The sequence below is a fragment of the Pseudomonas helleri genome (genome assembly GCF_001043025.1).
GTDB classification, from domain to species: Bacteria; Pseudomonadota; Gammaproteobacteria; order Pseudomonadales; family Pseudomonadaceae; genus Aquipseudomonas; species Aquipseudomonas helleri.
Genome location: NZ_JYLD01000009.1, coordinates 232,480 through 251,370 on the forward strand (window position 1 = coordinate 232,480; position 18,891 = coordinate 251,370).

19 protein-coding genes and 1 pseudogene are annotated in these 18,891 nt (G+C 59.1%); 15 read left to right on the plus strand and 5 right to left on the minus strand.

Annotated features, from left to right (window positions below; genetic code table 11):
* Positions 1–173: 173 nt before the first annotated feature.
* From TU84_RS16455 to TU84_RS16465, 3 genes are all read left to right on the plus strand, one after another.
* Complete coding sequence (locus TU84_RS16455; RefSeq protein ID WP_048370764.1) at positions 174–1,130, plus strand: 3-hydroxyacyl-CoA dehydrogenase; 957 nt, start codon at positions 174–176, stop codon at positions 1,128–1,130.
* Between the two features lie 48 nt (positions 1,131–1,178).
* Entirely contained in the window at positions 1,179–2,105 is a 927-nt protein-coding gene (locus TU84_RS16460; protein ID WP_048370765.1) for a beta-keto acid cleavage family enzyme, read from the plus strand.
* Positions 2,106–2,214: 109 nt separating this feature from the next.
* Positions 2,215–3,582 (plus strand): MFS transporter, encoded by a 1,368-nt coding sequence (locus TU84_RS16465; protein ID WP_048370767.1) that lies wholly within the window; start codon positions 2,215–2,217, stop codon positions 3,580–3,582.
* Positions 3,583–3,682: 100 nt separating this feature from the next.
* Here the strand turns inward: TU84_RS16465 and TU84_RS16470 are convergent, their stop codons facing one another.
* Entirely contained in the window at positions 3,683–4,375 is a 693-nt protein-coding gene (locus TU84_RS16470) for a GntR family transcriptional regulator (protein WP_241486413.1), read from the minus strand.
* A gap of 218 nt (positions 4,376–4,593) precedes the next feature.
* Between TU84_RS16470 and TU84_RS16475 the strand changes: the two genes are divergently transcribed.
* Positions 4,594–5,196: a hypothetical protein gene (locus TU84_RS16475; RefSeq protein ID WP_048370772.1), complete on the plus strand. Its 603-nt coding sequence runs from the start codon at positions 4,594–4,596 to the stop codon at positions 5,194–5,196.
* An 86-nt stretch (positions 5,197–5,282) separates the two neighbouring features.
* Here the strand turns inward: TU84_RS16475 and TU84_RS16480 are convergent, their stop codons facing one another.
* Entirely contained in the window at positions 5,283–6,254 is a 972-nt protein-coding gene (locus TU84_RS16480) for an AraC family transcriptional regulator (RefSeq protein ID WP_048370830.1), read from the minus strand.
* A gap of 99 nt (positions 6,255–6,353) precedes the next feature.
* Between TU84_RS16480 and TU84_RS16485 the strand changes: the two genes are divergently transcribed.
* The 8 genes and pseudogenes from TU84_RS16485 to TU84_RS16515 all read left to right on the plus strand — a co-directional run bounded on the left by TU84_RS16485 (position 6,354) and on the right by TU84_RS16515 (position 13,179).
* On the plus strand, positions 6,354–7,604 hold the full coding sequence (locus tag TU84_RS16485) for an MFS transporter (protein ID WP_048370774.1): 1,251 nt from the start codon (positions 6,354–6,356) through the stop codon (positions 7,602–7,604).
* A 146-nt stretch (positions 7,605–7,750) separates the two neighbouring features.
* Positions 7,751–8,740, plus strand: a complete 990-nt coding sequence (locus TU84_RS16490; protein WP_048370776.1) for an aldo/keto reductase — start codon at positions 7,751–7,753, stop codon at positions 8,738–8,740.
* Complete coding sequence (locus TU84_RS16495) at positions 8,737–9,327, plus strand: flavodoxin (protein WP_048370777.1); 591 nt, start codon at positions 8,737–8,739, stop codon at positions 9,325–9,327. Before TU84_RS16490 ends, TU84_RS16495 begins: the two co-directional genes overlap by 4 nt.
* Positions 9,328–9,351: 24 nt before the next feature.
* Entirely contained in the window at positions 9,352–10,344 is a 993-nt protein-coding gene (locus TU84_RS16500) for an aldo/keto reductase (protein ID WP_048370779.1), read from the plus strand.
* Between the two features lie 60 nt (positions 10,345–10,404).
* The gene (locus TU84_RS16505; RefSeq protein ID WP_048370781.1) at positions 10,405–10,872 is read left to right on the plus strand and encodes a (R)-mandelonitrile lyase; all 468 of its coding nucleotides are present in this window, start codon (positions 10,405–10,407) and stop codon (positions 10,870–10,872) included.
* Positions 10,868–11,023, plus strand: a pseudogene (locus tag TU84_RS26090) (carboxymuconolactone decarboxylase family protein); the annotation flags it as partial. The gene TU84_RS16505 and the pseudogene TU84_RS26090, both read left to right, overlap by 5 nt.
* A 127-nt stretch (positions 11,024–11,150) precedes the next feature.
* Positions 11,151–12,203 (plus strand): alpha/beta hydrolase, encoded by a 1,053-nt coding sequence (locus TU84_RS16510; protein WP_048370783.1) that lies wholly within the window; start codon positions 11,151–11,153, stop codon positions 12,201–12,203.
* An 82-nt stretch (positions 12,204–12,285) separates the two neighbouring features.
* Positions 12,286–13,179, plus strand: a complete 894-nt coding sequence (locus TU84_RS16515) for a LysR family transcriptional regulator (RefSeq protein ID WP_048370785.1) — start codon at positions 12,286–12,288, stop codon at positions 13,177–13,179.
* A 76-nt stretch (positions 13,180–13,255) separates the two neighbouring features.
* On the opposite strand, the gene TU84_RS16520 is transcribed toward TU84_RS16515, so the two are convergent.
* A complete protein-coding gene (locus TU84_RS16520) occupies positions 13,256–14,326 on the minus strand; it encodes an SDR family oxidoreductase (protein ID WP_048370786.1) in 1,071 nt (356 codons plus the stop codon).
* 74 nt (positions 14,327–14,400) lie between these two features.
* Here TU84_RS16520 and TU84_RS16525 point away from each other — a divergent pair, with 74 nt between their 5' ends.
* Both TU84_RS16525 and TU84_RS16530 read left to right on the plus strand, forming a co-directional pair.
* The gene (locus TU84_RS16525; protein WP_048370789.1) at positions 14,401–14,823 is read left to right on the plus strand and encodes a MerR family transcriptional regulator; all 423 of its coding nucleotides are present in this window, start codon (positions 14,401–14,403) and stop codon (positions 14,821–14,823) included.
* Between the two features lie 313 nt (positions 14,824–15,136).
* The gene (locus TU84_RS16530) at positions 15,137–15,697 is read left to right on the plus strand and encodes a hypothetical protein (RefSeq protein WP_048370791.1); all 561 of its coding nucleotides are present in this window, start codon (positions 15,137–15,139) and stop codon (positions 15,695–15,697) included.
* Positions 15,698–15,862: 165 nt separating this feature from the next.
* Here the strand turns inward: TU84_RS16530 and TU84_RS16535 are convergent, their stop codons facing one another.
* On the minus strand, positions 15,863–16,756 hold the full coding sequence (locus TU84_RS16535; protein ID WP_048370794.1) for a LysR family transcriptional regulator: 894 nt from the start codon (positions 16,754–16,756) through the stop codon (positions 15,863–15,865).
* Positions 16,757–16,850: 94 nt separating this feature from the next.
* On the opposite strand from TU84_RS16535, the gene TU84_RS16540 reads away from it, so the two are divergent.
* Positions 16,851–18,017, plus strand: a complete 1,167-nt coding sequence (locus TU84_RS16540) for an MFS transporter (protein ID WP_048370796.1) — start codon at positions 16,851–16,853, stop codon at positions 18,015–18,017.
* Between the two features lie 91 nt (positions 18,018–18,108).
* Here the strand turns inward: TU84_RS16540 and TU84_RS16545 are convergent, their stop codons facing one another.
* Positions 18,109–18,750 (minus strand): GNAT family N-acetyltransferase, encoded by a 642-nt coding sequence (locus tag TU84_RS16545; protein WP_048370798.1) that lies wholly within the window; start codon positions 18,748–18,750, stop codon positions 18,109–18,111.
* Between the last annotated feature and the right edge of the window lie 141 nt (positions 18,751–18,891).

The window sequence follows — 18,891 nt, forward strand, 5'->3', positions numbered from 1 at the left end:
GTTTTATGCCCCCGCGGCCAATTGTCTGACAATCGCTAAAATAGTCTTGTGATCTGTGATCACAGCGAATACCATCCGTTTCAAACCACACCGGCATCGACGAGATACACGGTGTGGATGCGCCAGCTAAAAGCGCAACTCCTGACCATAAATACAAAAATGTGGAGAACAGCATGCAACGACCATCCTCCCCTGAGCGTGGCCCCGTCGCCATTGTCGGCGCCGGATTGATTGGCAGAGCCTGGGCCATCGTGTTTGCGCGGGCGGGCCACCCCGTGCGCCTGCACGATATGGACCTGCACACCCTGCAAAGCAGCCATGCGTACATCGAAGCACGGCTCGGTGAACTCGCCGAATTTGACCTGATTGATGAAGCCCCCGGCACCGTGCTGGCGCGCATTACCTGCGTTGCCGATTTGGCAGAGGCACTGCGTGACGTGGTGCTCGTGCAGGAAAACGTGCGGGAAACCGTCGAGGCCAAAATCGAGATTTTCAGCCAACTGGACGCGCTGGCCCCCAAAGACGCGCTTCTGGCCAGTTCGACCTCATGGCTACCGGCGTCGGAGTTCACTAAAGACCTGCCAGGGCGAGCCCGCTGCCTGGTGGCGCACCCGACCAACCCGCCCTACCTCATCCCGCTGGTAGAACTGTGCCCGGCGCCCTGGACTTCGGCGGATGTGATGCTCCGCGCCCACGCGCTGTACAGCGCAGCCGGGCAAAGCCCCGTGACGTTGTCCCGTGAGATCTACGGCTTTTTGCTCAATAGGGTTCAGGCCGCAGTGCTCAACGAGTGCTTCAACTTGCATGAAGACGGCCTGGCCAGCGCGGCAGACATTGACCGCGTGCTTAAAGAAGGACTGGCCCTGCGCTGGTCGTTTATGGGCCCCTTCGAAACCATCGACCTCAACGCCCCGGCGGGCGTGCAGGATTACGCCCGCCGCTACGGCCAGCAGTACCGGCACACCGCAGCGTCGCAACAGACGTTCAGCTGGTCGGACGAAGCGGTTGCCCGCGTGGACGAAGAGCGCCGCCGCACCCTTGAGCTTGAAGACATCAACCAGCGCTCAGCCTGGCGCGACAGACGCCTGATGGCCCTGGCCGCGCACAAGCGTCATGCCCCGGACGCCTGATCGCGGCTTGATCCTGAACAACAAAACCAATACACCCAGGAGATCACCATGGCTCGTAAAGTCATCATTACCTGCGCTGTGACCGGCGCCATCCACACCCCGTCCATGTCCCCTTACCTGCCGGTGACACCGGGGCAGATTGCCGAAGCCGCCATTGGTGCGGCCGAGGCTGGCGCGGCAATCGTCCACCTGCACGCCCGCAACCCGGTAGACGGCAGCCCTTCGCAAGACCCGGAACTGTTCAAACAATTTTTGCCGGCCATCAAAGAAGCCAGCGATGTGGTGATCAACCTGACCACCGGCGGCGCACCGACCATGTCGCTTGAGGACCGGCTGCGCCCGGCGCATCAGTTCAAGCCCGAAGTGGCGTCGCTGAACATGGGCACGATGAATATGGGCCTGTACCCCATGCTTAATCGCTTCAAGGAATTCAAACACGCCTGGGAGGAACCCTACCTGGCGGGCAGCCATGACCGTATTTTCAAAAACACCTTCACCGACATTGCCCACATCCTGGAGTCGTGCAGCGAAAACGGCACGCGCTTTGAGATCGAGTGCTATGACATCGGGCATCTGTACACGGCGGCGCACTTCATTGATCGCGGGCTGATCAAGCCACCGTTTTTGATCCAGTCAGTGTTCGGCATTCTGGGTGGCATTGGTGCTCACCCCGAAGACGTGCTGCACATGCGCCGCACCGCCGACCGGCTGTTTGGCGACGACTACCAATGGTCGGTGCTGCCGGCCGGCAAGCAGCAAATGAGCATTGGTGCGCAGTCGGCCACCCTGGGCGGGCACGTGCGCGTGGGCCTGGAAGATTCGCTGTGGGACGGGCCAGGCCAGTTGGCCAAAAGCAACGCGGAGCAAGTGTCGCGCATGCGCACGATCCTCGAAGGTCTCTCACTGGAAGTGGCGACCCCTGACGACGCGAGAGAAATCCTCAAGCTCAAAGGTGGCGACAACGTCAACTTCTAAGCACCGGCACTCACCTGACTAAAAACAATAGAGAGGATATTGCTGGCACTGACGGGCGCTGAACACCCACAGCGCCCTGGAACCCTATCCTCATGAGGAGACCTGAGCCATGTTCGCAACGACCCATACAAAAACAGAAAAGGGACAGTCGCTGAACGCTTTAATGTTTCGCAAGTTAATGCCGATGTTGATTTTTGCTTACGTCATCAGCTTTTTGGACAGGACCAATATTTCGCTGGCCAAAACCCACATGGCCGTCGATTTGGGGATCTCCGCGGCGGCCTATGGTTTTGGCGCCGGGCTGTTCTTCCTCACCTATGCCCTGATGGAAGTGCCCAGCAATTTGATCATGCACCGCGTGGGCGCGCGGCTGTGGATCACCCGGATCATGATCACCTGGGGCATCTTGTCGGCGGGCATGGCCTTTATCACCGACGAGACGACTTTTTACATCGCCCGTGCCCTGTTGGGCGCTGCGGAAGCGGGGCTGTTTCCGGGCGTGATGCTGTACCTCACCTATTGGTTCGGCAAAGAGCAAAGAGCGCGGGCCAGCGGTTACTTTTTGATCGGCGTGTGCCTGGCCAACATCATCAGCGGCCCTATTGGCGGGCTCTTGCTGGAAATGGACGGCATCATGGGCTGGCATGGCTGGCAGTGGCTGTTCTTTCTGGAAGGCATCCCGGCGGTGCTGTTTTCGGTGGTGATCTGGAAAAAACTCCCGGACAAACCCTCCAAGGCCAGTTGGCTGACCAAGGAGCAAGCCGATGAAGTCGAGCAGGCCCTCAAAAAAGAAAACGATGAAGAAATCGCCTCGGGCAATGTGGGCCATTCCTTTAAGGGCGTGTTCAAAATCCCCCAGTTGTGGCTGGCCATTGCGGTGTACTTTCTGCACCAGATCAGTGTGTATTCGGTCATCTTCTTTTTGCCGGGCATCATCGGCACTTACGGCGGGCTGACGTCGGTCGAGATCGGCCTGCTCAACTCAATCCCCTGGATAGCGGCCGCGCTGGGCGCCGCCTTTTTGCCTAAATACGCCACCACGCCCAAGCTGTCGCGCAAGATCATGTTTGGCGGTTTGATCCTGATGTCGGCTGGCCTGACCCTGGCCGCCTATACGCCGCCGATGATTGCTCTGATCGGCTTTACCCTCACCGCCTCGATGTTCTTTGTCGTGCAGCCGGTGGTGTTCCTCTTCGCCAGCTCCAGGCTCGCCGGAGCCGGCATGGCGGCCGGGCTGGCGCTGGTCAATACCTGCGGCATTACCGGCGGCTTCTTTGGGCCCTCCCTGCTGGGGTTTGTCGAGCAAACCACCGGGAGCACCAAAAACGGGCTGATCATTGTTGCCGCGCTGCTGACCCTCGCCGCCTTCCTGAGCACCCGCCTGCGCCAAGCCCAGGAATCTGCCTCTACACCACGGGACAACATCGTATTGCCCCACGTCGCACCGTGCCTGACTGAAAACTCGAGGATCAAATGAACACTCTGTCCCTGGCCCGTGCGCCGCACAGAGGTAAACGCCCATAAAAAAACGAGGCGGACTGTTCAGTCCGCCTCGTTTTTTTGCATCTGCCGCCGGGTTAATCCGCGTCGACAGGCTTGATCGCATCCGCCACCACCAGCGCACCGGTGTTCACAATAAATTCAGCGGCACTCTTGATGTCGCCTTGCAACGCCTCACACGCCGCTACCGGATCGCGCGCCTTCAGGGCCTGCACCAACGCCGCATGGTGACTGGCCTGCACGCGCTGAATCACTCGCTCGGTGCCAGAACGCAAATCGTAATTGAGGATTGGCCCGATCCGCAGCCACAGCGACTCAACAATCTGCAACAAAATCGGCATGTCCGCCTGGCCATAAATGGCGAAGTGCAATGCTTTGTTCAGCGCGATAAGCCGCGACTCGTCGGGCGGGTTCTGTGCAAACTCTTGGCAAAACGCATCGTGAATCCCTTGAATCTCCTGCAATGCCTCAGCACTCACCAACTGCGCCGCACGAGCCGCCGCCTGCCCTTCCAGGTTCAGCCGAATGCTGGTGATCTCGCGAAACTGGCTGACCGTCAGCACCGGCACCCGGATATACCGATTGGCCGCCATCTCCAGCGCCTGCTCAGCGACCAGCCGATGCACCGCCTCACGCACCGGCATCACACTCACGCCCAGCGCATCGGCAATGGACCTGAGCGACAGCTTCTCGCCGGGCATGACACGGCCACTGATCAGCAGATCACGAAGCTGGGAATAAACGTCCGCACTGAGAGTCTGGCGGATCATGGGCGACACGAGTTTGGATAGATTCATGGGCGAGGATTATAGGCGGATTGGGGCGTTGGGTGTAGGTGGTTGGAGGGGGTGTGATCACAGTTTTTGGGGGGGATGGCTGAGCGTGCTGAACAGGCCGTCGGAGGGTATCTGCGTACGAAAACAGGCCTGATGCCGAATAAACATCTGTAGACGCGGTCACAGCAACACTTATGGAGAGGAAGGGACCCATGTCGACACGCTCAACACTCTGCTTACTGCTGTTGCCAATGTTCGCAGGTTGCCAGTATCTACCCCACACGGATTACTTCGTCGCTCCGGCCAATGAGCCGAATCCGGCATGGATCCGGGTCGTCAACTTCACCCAGCATGCGGCCATTTATCAATCGGCAAACGGTGTGAAGACGGGGGGCGTGGTCCGTACCGGGCCTCTCCCATTTATCCATACCCAGGACATTGGCATGCCCAAAGCGGGGCAAAATCTGACCTGGGACTACTATGAGTCAACGCTTCGGCCGGGTCTCGAAACGAGTGTCTACATGTCGTGGGAGGGTACGCGTACCCGGACTTGTTTTGTCACAACGACCTTCACTCCAGAAGCCGGGAGCTACTATCAGTTCCTCCTCACGTCAGGCGACGGTGGGACCTGCACGCTTTACCCCACCCTGATCGAGCGAGATAAAGACAGCACAGGCTGGCATTTAGTCCCCAACAAGGACGTGACCTACAAGTACGACGGCCCCACAGCCAAGAGCTTCTATACCAACAGCCAGTTCGAAGATCCCAACTACCAGCCACCGCCCGAGCGCTATCCCGGCATAGATGTCAGGTAGGCGATTGAAGAAGTCATGCTCCTGCTTGGCCCGCGGCAAAATCGGCGGCGCACATCGGGGGATTACCAGATCGATATCGTCGTACTTCAGGATGCAACAGGACGAGCCATTCGCCGACTGGCGCCGGGTGGCTGGCCGGTGATGCGCTTAAAGGCACGACTGAAGGCCGCTTGAGAGGTGTAGCCCAGACGCTGCGCCACGGCCTCAATGGGCAGGCGCTCAAGACTTAGCCATTGACTGGCGAGACGCATCCGCAGCTCCGTTGCATAGCGCAGCGGGGGGATGCCGATAGTCGCCTGGAAGCGTTCCGCGAAGACTGAGCGAGAGGTATTACAGTGCGCTGCCAGCTGCGCGACGGTCCAGTCGCGCGCGGGCTCCCGGTGCAAGGCCAGTAGCGCACTGGCCAGCCTGGGGTCGCGCAATGCGGCCACCAACCCTGAGGCGTTGCCGCAGGCGCACTCAACCCAGCCACGAACGATCATCGCCGCCACTACGTCAGCGAGGCGAGCGAGTATGCCTGCGAAGCCGATGCGCGCAGAGCGGACTTCGCGCTCCATGGAAGCAAGAATCGGCATAAGCCCAGGGTAACGTTGCCCCCTAGCATCAATCAGCATCAGATCTGGCATCAGTCCGCCAAGGCCTTGCAAGCTTGTGAGTTCGAACTCCATGCAGGCACTGAAGATAATGCTACTGGGGCCGACATCGGCACCGGGGGACGCATCCACGGCACAGATCGCGTCGCCAAGAGAGACCGCGTCGAAGCTGCTGATGTCTTGGGCGGGTACATCCTGGTTTGAGAACAGTTGATGGGCTTCACCCTGGGCGATGAATACGGCGTTGCCGGCCGACAACTCGTACACAGTGCCGTCCTCCGTACGCAGGGCGGCGGTACCCACGGCGAGGAAGTGGAAGTAGGCGTGCCCTGGTTTGGCAGCAAAACCCAGCCCGAATGAGGGACCGGCCTGGATGCGATGGTACTTGACGCCCCGCAGGCGCATGCCGCGCAACAGCTCGTTGATAAGGTCGGACGATAAGACGAACTGATCCTGGGATGTCATGTCGGGGTTTCGGTCAAAAACTAAAGATTTTGCATCATAGAACATCCTTACCTGCATCCATAGACTTCTGGTTGAGATAACTTCCAGAGGTATTGCGTGATGAGTAATGGGGTGTGTGACGTTGTAACTGATGCGCGCGTTGGCAACGAAGCTGATTTAGAGCCCGCGACACCGGCATGGATGGCGGTATTTTCGCTGGCGATGGGCGTGTTTGGATTGTTGACCGCGGAGTACCTTCCGGCCAGCTTGCTGACGCCGATGGCCGCTGAACTGGGGGTGTCGGAAGCCTTGGCCGGGCAGGCGGTGACCGTGACGGCAGTCGCGGCGCTGTTCTCAGGGTTACTGCTGCCCGGCTTGACGCGAGGGATCGACCGGCGAGTGGTATTGCTGGGCTTTTCCGTGCTGATGATTGCCTCCAACTTGCTGGTGGCTTTCTCTTCCAGCTTGATGGTGCTGCTGATCATGCGGATTTTGCTGGGTATCGCACTGGGCGGTTTCTGGAGCATGGCGGCGGCCGTGGCGATGCGCCTGGTGCCGACGACGCTGCTGCCGCGGGCCCTGTCGATTATTTTCAGCGGTATTGCAGTGGGTACGGTGGTCGCGGTGCCGCTCGGCAGTTATTTGGGCGGGCTGTATGGCTGGCGCAGCGCGTTTGTGGCGGCCGCCGCCGTAGGGGTAGTCACGCTGGTTTTCCAGCTTTTCACCCTGCCACCTCTGGCTCCGCGCAGACCTGCGCGCTTAAGAACGGTGCTTGAAGTGCTGCTGCGTCCGGGCATTGCCGTGGGTATGTTGGCTTGCGTGCTGGTGCATACAGGGCACTTCGCGTTGTTCACCTACATCCGGCCGTTTCTGGAAAGCACATCCGGCGTGGGGGCTGAAGGATTGGCGCTGATGCTGCTGGGGTTCGGCGCGGCTAACTTCGTCGGCACGCTGTTGGCAGGCTGGCTGCTTGAAAAAAGCCCGCGCGGGACGATGGTGCTGATGCCTGCGCTGGTCGGCGTTACAGCTTTAGCCTTGGTATGGCTGCCTGCTTCTGTGCCGGGTCAGGTGGTGTTATTGGCACTCTGGGGCATGGCTTTTGGCGGTGTACCCGTAGCATGGTCAAACTGGGTAGCCCGGGCGGTGCCAGATCAGGCTGAAAGCGCGGGAGGCATGGTGGTGGCATCGGTTCAGTCGGCGATCGCTGCGGGTGCCGCTGCCGGGGGCGCCATGTTCAGTTTCAGTGGCATCGACGGTGTTTTTGTCGCCGCCGGTATTCTGATGCTGTTGGCAGCCCTGTTGATCGGGATGCGGGTCAAGGTCCAAGCGCCAGGGCACGGCGCAGGAGAAAGTCCGGGCCTGCATCTTTAACCCGATCGGGCGGCCATGAAGGCACACTCGCCCCCTCCCTTTTCTGAAATTAATGAGAAATGCTCATAAACCCTTGCCGATTTAACCGTCTAGTCCCCACTCGCTAGGTCACCTACTGTTCTCCCAACGCCAAATGGGAGATCCACATGCACAAGCGCTCACTCGGAACAAGTTCACTCGAAGTGTCAGCCCTGGGCTTGGGTTGCATGGGCTTGAGCCATGGCTACGGCCCGGCGACTGACACACAACAAGCCGTTGCGCTGATTCGTTCGGCGGTTGAGCGAGGCGTCACGTTCTTCGATACCGCCGAGGTTTACGGCCCTTACCTGAACGAGCAAGTGGTAGGCGAAGCCTTGGCACCGGTGCGCGATCAAGTGGTCATCGCCACCAAGTTCGGCTTCACCTTCGGCGACGACAATAAGCAGCAGATTCTCAACAGCCGCCCCGAGCACATTCGGGTCGCGGTTGAGGGGTCGCTGCGTCGACTGAAGACCGATTACATCGATCTGCTTTACCAGCACCGCGTCGACCCGGACGTGCCGATCGAGGACGTCGCCGGGGCGGTAAAGGACTTGATTGCTGAAGGCAAGGTCAAGCACTTCGGCCTGTCGGAAGCCAGGGCGCAGACCATTCGCCGGGCGCACGCGGTACAGCCGGTCACCGCACTGCAAAGCGAATACTCGTTGTGGTGGCGCGAGCCTGAAAAAGAGATTCTGCCGACGCTGTGGGAGTTGGGCATCGGCTTCGTACCGTTCAGCCCATTGGGCAGAGGTTTTCTGACCGGCACGGTGTCGGCACAGACCACGTACGGCAGCGACGATTTTCGCAGCATCGTCCCGCGTTTCAGCCCGTCGGCACTGCAAGCCAATCAGGGCCTGGTGGTGCTGATCCGTCAGATTGCTGCGCAAAAGCAAGCGACCCCGGCACAAATCGCGCTGGCCTGGCTGCTTGCGCAGGCGCCGTGGATTGTGCCGATTCCGGGGACAACCAAACTGTCGCGCCTGGAAGAAAATCTCGGCGGCGCAGACATCACGCTTGATGCCAGCGAACTGAATGCCATTGATAGCGCATTGGCGCAGATCCGCATTGAAGGCGAGCGTTATCCAGAGGCCCTTAAGGCGCGTGTCGGTCGATGAGCACCGATCACGATCCGCTGCGGCGTACGGTAATCGCCGCACTGGCCAGCGCCCCGCTGCTGTCGCTTGCCGACACGCAAGATGCCAGTGCAACGCCGCGTTCAGGCTCACGGATTCTGGTCGCGTATTTCTCGCGCTCGGGTAATACACGTGTAGTCGCCGGGCTGATCCAGCGTGGACTGGGTGCCGATCTCTTCGAGATTCGCCCGGCCCACGCCTACCCCGAGGACTATCTGCAAACCGTGGAGCAGGCACGTCAGGAGCGTGACAGCGGCTTCGAACCCGAGCTGCACAACAAGGTTCACGCCCTCAGCGACTACGACACGGTCTATCTGGGCTTTCCGATTTGGGGTGAAACCGCCCCGCCGGTCGTGCGTGCCTTCCTCAGCGCCCACGACCTGACCGGCAAGACCCTTATCCCCTTCAACACCCATGGCGGGTATGGCTTGGGTAACAGCCGCAGCGTGCTCGTAAAACACGCGCCGAAGGCTAAGGTAGTGGAAGGTTTTGTGATGGAGGGCGAGCAGGAACGCAAGACCATGGAACGCGTGAACGGCTGGCTGAACGATCATCCTCTCGCGCGTTAACTGAGTTCTGTACGGAGTGACACCATGAAAATCCGCACGTTGGGCAATGGCCTGGAAGTGTCCGCACTGGGCCTGGGTTGCATGAGCATGACCTCGGCCTATGGCCCGGCTGCCGACAAAGCCAGCATGATCAAGTTGATTCGTTCGGCTCACGAACAAGGCATCACTTTGTTCGACACTGCTGAAGCGTATGGCCCGTTCGCCAATGAAGAACTGCTGGGCGAGGCCTTGCAGCCGATCCGCGAGCAGGTGGTCATCGCCACCAAGTTCGGCTTCGATATCGACCTGACCACTGGCGTGCGTGGCAGCGGTACCAACAGCCGCCCGGAACATATCCGCGCCGTGGCCGAGGCGTCGTTGAAGCGTTTACGCACCGATCACATCGACCTGTTCTATCAGCATCGCGTTGATCCGCAGGTGCCCATCGAAGACGTCGCCGGCACCCTTAAAGATCTGATCGCCGAGGGCAAGGTCAAGCATTTCGGCCTGTCTGAAGCGGGCGTGCAGACCATTCGCCGGGCGCACGCTGTGCAACCGGTTACGGCAGTGCAGAGCGAATACTCACTGTTCTGGCGCGGCCCGGAATTGGAACTGCTGGCAGTGCTCGAAGAGCTGGGTATCGGGTTCGTGCCGTTCAGCCCGCTGGGCGCGGGTTTTCTCACCGGTCAGATTGATGAGCACACGCAGTTCGACGCCAGCGATTTCCGCAATTTTGTACCGCGCTTTTCACCGCAAGCGCGCAAGGCCAACCTGGCTTTGGTCGATGTGGTGAAAGCCGTCGCGCAACGCAAACACGCCACCCCGGCGCAAGTGGCGCTGGCCTGGTTGCTCGCCCAAAAACCATGGATTGTGCCGATCCCGGGCACGACCAAACCCCATCGGCTGGAAGAGAACCTGGGCGCAGTCGACCTGCAATTGACCGGTGACGATTTGAGCGAGATCAACGAGCAAATGGCGCAGATTCACGTGCACGGCGACCGCCTGCCGGAATCGGCACTGAAGATGACCGGACTCTGAGCCTGCCCGACGCGGCGCTGTATTGGGCGCCGCTTTCACTGTATGACCGGAGTTGATCCGATGAATCGATTGATCGCCCCCCTCGTTGCGTTGTCACTGATGACGGCAGAAACCCAAGCCGCCAGCGAAATCCGCATTACGCCGAACGGCTCGCAGCCTTCGGTTAAGGGCGCGGCGCAAAACTTTACGGGCACCGTACGCGTTGATGGCCTGTTCAAAGGCGATGCGCCAGCGCGCATTGGCGGCGCCACGGTGACCTTCGAGCCCGGCGCACGCACGGCGTGGCACACCCATCCGCTGGGGCAAACGCTGATCGTCATCGCAGGCGTCGGCTACGTGCAACAAGAGGGTGGCCCGCGACAGGAAATCCGACCGGGCGACACTGTCTGGATTCCACCGCACACCCGCCACTGGCATGGCGCTACACCCAGCAACGGCATGACCCACATCGCCATTGCAGAAGCCGAGGACGGCAAGACCGTCACCTGGGCAGAGCAGGTCTCGGAGGCGCAATACGCCGGCCATTGAGCTAACGATTCCACTGATCGCCGCATTTATGGCGACCGGCGACATGCCTGGCCTCAACACGGCACTCAACCAGGGACTCAATGCCGGTTTGAGCATCAGCGAAACCCGCGAAATTCTGGTGCAGCTCTACGCCTATGTCGGCTTAGCGCGGCACAGTTGCGCCAAGTCACCGAGTTGCTGAAAAAGCAGGGCGATACACAGACGGCCGAGCGAGCCCACGCAGCGCTGACCCAAACACTTTCGCAACTGCCGCCCTTTTAATTGCTCAGGAGCTTCAGATGAAAAACATGCTTAAAGCCACGTTCATGTCGGCACTGGTCGGCCTCTCGGCGGGCGAAGCCTTGGCCGCCGACTACCAAAAGAACCCGTTCACCCTCGCCTATGATGGCGCGATCAGCACCAACGAACCGGGCAAGGTCAACATCCATCCGGTCAGCTACAAGCTCAATGGTCTGGACATCGCCGCCAACGTCTACACCCCGGCTGGCTATGACGCCAAGAAGACTTACCCGGCCGTGGTCGTTGCACACCCCAATGGCGGCGTGAAAGAACAAGTCGCCGGTCTGTATGCCCAACGCCTGGCCGAACAGGGCTACATCACCATCACTGCCGATGCGGCGTATCAGGGCGCCAGCGGTGGTCAGCCGCGCAGCATCGATAAACCGGCGTACCGTATCGAAGACATTCACGGCATGGCCGACTTTATCAGCCAGTTTGCCGGCGTTGATGGCAAGCGTCTGGGGCTGCTCGGGATCTGTGGCGGCGGTGGTTATTCGTTGGCGGCGGCGCAAACCGACAAACGCTTCAAATCGCTGGCAACGGTGAGCATGTTCAACTCGGGCCGGGTGCGCCGCAACGGCTACAACGACTCGCAAATGGACAGCATCCAGCAACGCCTGCAACAAGCGTCAGCTGCCCGCGCGCAAGAAGCGGCTGGCGGCGAAGTGCTGTATTCGGGCGATGCCAACCTCACCGAAGAGCAAATTGCCAAACTGCCCTTCGAGCTGTATCGCCAAGGTTATGAGTACTACTGGAAGACCCACGCGCACCCGAACTCGACCTTCAAATACACCACCAGCAGCCTGATCGACTTGATGCGTTTCGACGCCACTGACCATATCGAGCTGATCAACCAGCCGTTGCTGATGATCGCCGGGAGCAAAGCCGACAGCCTGTACATGACGCAAGATGCCTTCTCCAAAGCCACCGGCACCACCGACAAGGAACTGTTTATGCTCGACGGCGCCACACACATCGAAACCTATTGGGTGCCGCGTTATGTCGATGCCGCGATTGGCAAACTGAACGCGTTTTACGCCCGCACCTTGTAATCAACTCTCTTGGGGGTCGCGCATCGGTGTGCGACCTGCTTTTATGGATGAATCCCGCGCCCCTCATGAGAGGTTCTCATCAATGTCCCGCGCCAACCTTAACGACCTGCAAGCCTTCGTGATCATCACCCGCGAAGGCAGTTTCACCCGCGCAGCCGCCCAGCTTGGCGTCTCGCAGTCGGCGCTGAGCCACACCATGCGCGCACTGGAAAGCCGATTGGGCGTGCGCTTGCTGACGCGCACCACGCGCAGTGTTTCACCGACCGAAGCGGGTCAGCGGCTGTATCAGTCGATGGCGCCGCGGTTCGATGAAATCGAACTCGAACTGGCCGCGGTCAGCGAGTTTCGTGACACCCCGGCGGGCACTGTGCGGATTCAAGCGTCCGAACATGCCGCCAACAATATTCTGTGGCCCAAGCTTTCAAAGGTGCTGCCCAACTATCCGGACATCCATGTCGAAATTACCGTCGACTACGCGCTCTCCGACATCGTCGCGCAACGCTATGACGCCGGTGTTCGCCTGGGAGATCAGGTGGCCAAAGACATGATCGCAGTGCCGGTCGGGCCATCCTTGCGCATCGCCGTCGTGGGCTCACCCGAGTACTTCAAACAGCGGCCAATACCGAAGGTGCCCGGTGATCTGGCGGGACAAAATTGCATCAACCTGCGCCTGCCCACCCATGGCAGCCTGATGCAATGGGATTTTGAAAAGGATGGTCACGAACTGAAGGCCCGTGTCGAAGGGCAATGGACGTTCAACAGCAGCGTGCCGATCCTGCGGGCGGCCGTGGCGGGGTGTGGTTTGGGCTTTCTGCCGGAGGACATGGTGGCGAAGGAACTTGCCGACGGTAGCCTTGTGCGGGTACTGGAAGACTGGTGCCAACCCTTCGCCGGTTACCACCTCTACTACCCCAATCGCCGTGAACATTCATCGGCGTTCGGGGTTGTCGTTGAAGCATTACTTTACAAGCCTTGATGCATTGATAAATCGGCAGCGCTTCAACATGCCGCCCGGCATCGACGGCACACTGTTTGAGGACACGTCAGCGGGCTTAGCCCCTGACCAGGTAATGTGAATTGACGAACGTTGCAGTGTGCTGCAAAGACTGACGTATCTCTGGCTTGGCTATTCCATGCCTGTTGGCAAATTGCTCGAGCGCTGTTGTATCGAAACGAGTGGTCTGAATAAAGTCCAAGGCTTCTGGCTGGGTATTCAACATCCGCGCGACGGGAGGGATACGCAGCATTAATTTCAGTAATCGCAGTGAAATAAAGTAGTTGGGAGACTTTATGCCCAAAGGGTGTGCCAACTGCTTCAAGAGTTCCCGCAAATCAGGCGTTTGGTCATCAAGCGCCAGTAGTTCCTGACCCGCCATGGCAGGATCAAAAGCACACGCCGCCACCAGCTCAACCAGGTAATCCACGGTGACCAGTGGCAGCCAGTGCTTGGCGGTCCCCGGCACTGCCGTCAGTTTTCCCTGCACAAGGTTGCGTATCAGCTCCACTAGCGGCTGACCGTCAACGATATGCCCCGTGCGGCTGTGGCCACAGACCGTCGCGGGGTGGACAACGGTCATCTCCCCTCCCCTGGCGGCCATGACGTCTAAGGTCGCAAAATGCGCTTCCAGCTTGCTCGCCTCGTAACCACCGACTTGCCGGTAGACGGCAGGCCAATTCGTGCGCTGCGGATAACGAGGATCAATACCGATGCGTTGCAGATGTTCATGGTTTTTCAGCATGTAGCCGCCAATCATCACTAACCGGCTTTTTTGCTCAGCCGCCAACAGCGCAACGCGCTTTGCCCCTTCTACGTTCACCGCACGAGATTGCTCGATTGAAAGCCCCCAAGCGAAGTGAGCGCCCAAGTGGAACACGACGCTGGCGTGCCTTAGCACTTCGCGATCAGCAAGACTCAGCCCCAGAGTGTCCCGTTGCAGATCACCCGCTACGGCAAATACCCGGCTTGCACACCCGCCCAACGTATCGATTTGCTCGCGCAGTTCAGCCAGTCGCTCCGGGCGACGCATCAACACCCGAATGGTGTGACCTTGTGCACTCAGGTACGCCACTAAATGTTGACCGATAAAACCGGTCCCCCCCGTGACAAAGCACTCCACGCCCATTTCCCTGTTCCTTGTTTGAGGTAAGGAGCCGAGCGTAAACTGTCGACCCAACTCTAGGGTCAAGCGGTGTTTTCATGAAAATCGGAGAGCTCGAAGCCCGCAGCGGTGCCAGCCGCCATACGCTACGTTACTACGAGCAAATCGGCCTGATCTCACCGCAGCGGCGGACCAACAACTACCGCGATTACACAACCCAAACGCTGCACGACCTGGACTTTATCAAGCGTGCGCAAAGCATGGGATTTTCCTTGGGGGAAATAGGCGAGATTCTGGATGCGCAGCGCAATAAGCTGATCGACTGTGCTGACGGCGCCAAGCTGATTGAAAAAAAGATGGCAGAAGTCCAACTGAAAATCGCCAACCTTCAAAGTATTTATCGGTATCTGGATGAAGAGCGGGCAAACCTTGAAGCTAGTGCAGCTAAACAGCTTGAGTTGGAGCAGTTGAATAACTCAGCCGGGCAACAGGGGTTGGGGGGTGAAGTGGGGTTCATCTAGGCGGCACCCACTCGATAATCTGTAGCCGTTTGGCGGTGGCCGAAAGCAGACTGTCGCGAAGGGCCGCTTTCGGCCAATAGGAGCCGCTGGACAGCTTGGGCAGGTGTTGTCGTTCTGCGTTTGCCTTCAACGTTCGCGGGTTCGCACTGGGTTGGGGTAAAGAAGGCATGGCGGCGGCCTTTTCTCTCTCCCGAAGTGTCGCGCGTACAGTCTGCCCTGTTATGCTGATTCAGCCGTCCAGCGTGTAGATAAGATGCTATACGGCGTTAAGTGACAGGTATGTTGGCTAATTGATAGTTAGGGAAAACTGAGTATGCGTCGCTTAAAAGCCAACGGGTTTGTGTTTGTCAGCATTGCGATACTCTGTTGCGGCTGCACATCTTATTCGTCCCAGCCGACAATCAACGAACCCGTTGAACCCGAAACACAAGAAATCATCTCCAGCTTCAGTTACGCAATAAACTCCCCATGGAAAGACAGTCGCTTCGGCAAGGACGCATACTCAGCGACACTCAACGTTATTCCCGATGCACAGGATAAGAACTCCAGCCTTGCCGCCCCGAGCCTGCCGGCATTAGAAATAAAGATCTCGGAGTTCTCATCTGGCGGCGCTTGCGGACAAGATTACTTGACGGGTCTGAGTCTGGGTTTGATCCCCAGTTGGTGTACGCGGACAAACCTTTTCAAGTTTGATTTTATATTGAATAAGGACCAGCGCTTTTGCAGGCAGAAAACCTACTCGATAAACTCCACGTCGTTTTCACATCTCACGATGATTCCGTTTGCACTCTTCAATACGGGCAATCAGCCATTGACGCTCTATCAGGCGGCGCTTAAAGATTTTCTTCGCAGAGGTCAATGTGCGACACGTTGAGAGGCTGCTTTTGGCCGAAAGCCGACTTTCGTGACGTTCAAGCGAACTCTCACGACAGCCATTTAAGACGTGCAAACGCCCCATCCATCTACTAATAGGGCACGCAGAAATGTGTTGCTCACTTCAACATCACAAGCCCCCGAAAATATCAGCTCACGCCCGCGCTCACATCCGGTGATGTTCTAGCAAGAAATCCACGAACAATCGCACTCGCGCAGGCATTGCCGCCCCGCCGACGAACACCGCATGAATCGGTTCGCGGTCCCCGGGGTTCCAGGCTTCCAGCAGGGGAATAAGGTCGCCGCGCTGCAGGTCCTCGCTCACGCTGAACTCACCGATACGTGCAATGCCGGCACCTACGCGCGCGAGTTGTGCCAGCGCTTCACCACTGCTGCATTCGATGTTACCGCTGACCTTTAGGGAGAACTCTTCTCCATCACGGATGAACGGCCAGTTGGGTTCGGCACGCCGGAAGTTGAAGCGTAGGCAGTTGTGCTGCAACAGGTCTTCCGGTGCCTGGGGGATGCCGTGGCGCTGTAAATACTCGGGCGATGCCACCACGACCTGGCCGGTGTCGCCGATTCTGCGCGCGGTCAGCGGGCTGTCAGGCAGATGGCCAAAGCGGACCGCGACGTCGGCCTGCCCGCCGAGAATGTCGACCACTTCGTCGCCGAGGGTAAGGTCGACGACGATGTTCGGGTAACGGGCGCTGAATGCTGCAACCAAGGGAACGATGGCCAGCCGCCCATGGCCAAGGGCCGCACTGACCCGCAATCGCCCCTTGGGTACGCCCTGATCGGCGATGGCTTCTTCGACCTCGTCCATGTCGGCCAGGATACGCCGGGCGCCGCGCAGGAACGCTTCGCCCTCGGCAGTAAAGGTGATCGCTCGGGTGGTGCGCAACAGCAGGCGGGTGCCAAGGCGTTGCTCGGTACGCGCGATGATCCGACTGACTGCTGAGGGTGTCAGGCCCAGTGCTCGCGCAGCGGCCGAGAGGCTGCCTTCCTGAGCCACGGTGGTGAACACGCTCATTTCACCTGACCTGCCGTTGAAGTCCACTTGTGCCTCCCGCGCAAAGGTGATTGCCAAAAATGCTATCTACCGCTTGAAAAGACGGGATCGTAGCATTAGCGGCATAGATAAGGAGCCTTTCATGCGTATCAATCCACCCCTCGTAGCGCTCGCCATCGGTGCCTTTGGCATCGGCGTAACAGAATTCGCCCCTATGGGCATGTTGCCGGGTATCGCTGCGGATCTGGGCGTTTCCATTCCGGCCGCCGGTTTGCTGGTCAGTGCGTATGCGCTGGGCGTATTGCTCGGCGCACCGTTGATGACCCTGACCACCGGCAAAATTCCCCGGCGCTATCTGCTGATCGGGCTCATGGCGATTTTCACCCTGGGTAATCTGATGTCAGCCCTGGCCACCGATTACTACAGCCTCATGATCGCCAGGGTGGTGACCTCACTCAACCATGGTGCATTTTTTGGTGTGGGCTCCATCGTCGCCGCCAGCGTGGTCGCCCCGGAAAAACGTGCCGGGGCGGTTGCGGCGATGTTCATGGGCCTGACCCTGGCGACCATCGGCGGCGTGCCGCTGGCCACCTGGTTTGGTGAACTGTTCGGTTGGCGCACCGCGTTCTGGGGAATCACTGGCCTCGGCTTGTTGACCATGGCCGCCTTGTGGTTCGCCCTGCCTAACCTGAAGGCGCCGCCAAGCGCCGGTGTCATGGCCGAAATTCGAGTACTGGGGCGCGGTCCAGTGCTGAGCGCGTTGGCCCTGACCGTCGTCGGATCGAGCGCAATGTTTACCGTCTTCACTTACATCGCGCCGATCCTCAGCAGCGAGACCCAGGGTTCCACCGCCTACATCACCGCCATGCTGGTACTGTTTGGTGTGGGGTTGACGCTGGGCAATATGTGGGGCGGCAAGGCCGCCGACCGCTCAATAGATCGCACCTTGATCGTCTCGCTAAGCGTGCTGATTCTCGTCTTGCTGGCGTTCACCCTGCTGATGCGCTGGGAGGTGCCTGCTGCACTGGCCATCCTGATATGGGGTATCGCCAGCTTCGCCCTGGTGCCGCCGCTACAGATGCGCGTCATGGAAGCAGCCAAGGACGCGCCCAATCTTGCCTCTGCGGTGAACATTGGCGCCTTCAACTTTGGCAACGCGATTGGCGCAGCACTGGGCGGAGCGGTGATCAACGCGGGCTGGGGTTATCCGGCGATTTCCCTGGCAGGAGCGGCGATGGCGGGTCTGGGGTTGTTGATGGTGTTGGGTTCTGTTTGGCGTTCCAGAGCGGTTGAAGTCGCGGTGGTGTGAGGTAGATGAGGGGAGGCAAATGGTAGAAATGCCGCCCTGCGCCAGGAGCGGCAATCGACCAAAAGCAGACGCTCCTTCTCAGCCGTTTATTTCAGATATCGGCCAGACGGTACAGTGCTTGGGAATGGGATGCCGTGAACCCGGCACGCTCCAGATTTCGGCGGCTTTGGGAGCTGGCCAGCGCGGTCGCAGCCACCCATTGACCGCCATGTTTCTTTGCTTGCTCTATTCGGTGAGAAATCAGCGCTGCGTGGTAGCCGTAGCCCCGAGCATCTTTTCGAGTTGCCGCCGTTCCAAGGTAGGCAACACCATTGCTGGCCAAATACATCGAAGCCCCTGCTACCACCACTCCCTGCGCTTTCAAGACATAGATTTTCAGACGTCCATCAGGCCTCTGCCCTGCAAAGGAAGCCTGATTCAGCAACCGATGCTCCGGCTTGGTATGAAAGCCAGCCGCGTGCACTTCTGCGAATAGAGCCAGAGTCTTCGACGTGACCTCTTCAATTTCGAATGAGTGATGATTCAAAACCACGTTTTCAATAGCACACGCTAATTGCAGGTGAGTCCAGCCCCTCAAACGCTCAAGCCGTTCCTCGCCCAAAATGGCGTATTGCTCCAGCGCCGAAGATTTTCCGATAAGAGGGGTGACAGCCGATCGCTCCGCTGAGTCATTGAGCAATTTCAACACGGCCAAGGGGTCGCTGGCGATGTCACCGTAGATGCGGTTGAACATCGGGCTAGGCGATGTGAATCGCCCCTAGTTTCGTAGACACCTCCAAGCCTTAAAATGAGGCCCATTAGGAGGTGCCATGAGCAACCAGCGATATCCCGAAGAATTCAAAATCCAGGCGGTCAAACAAGTGACCGAAAAGAA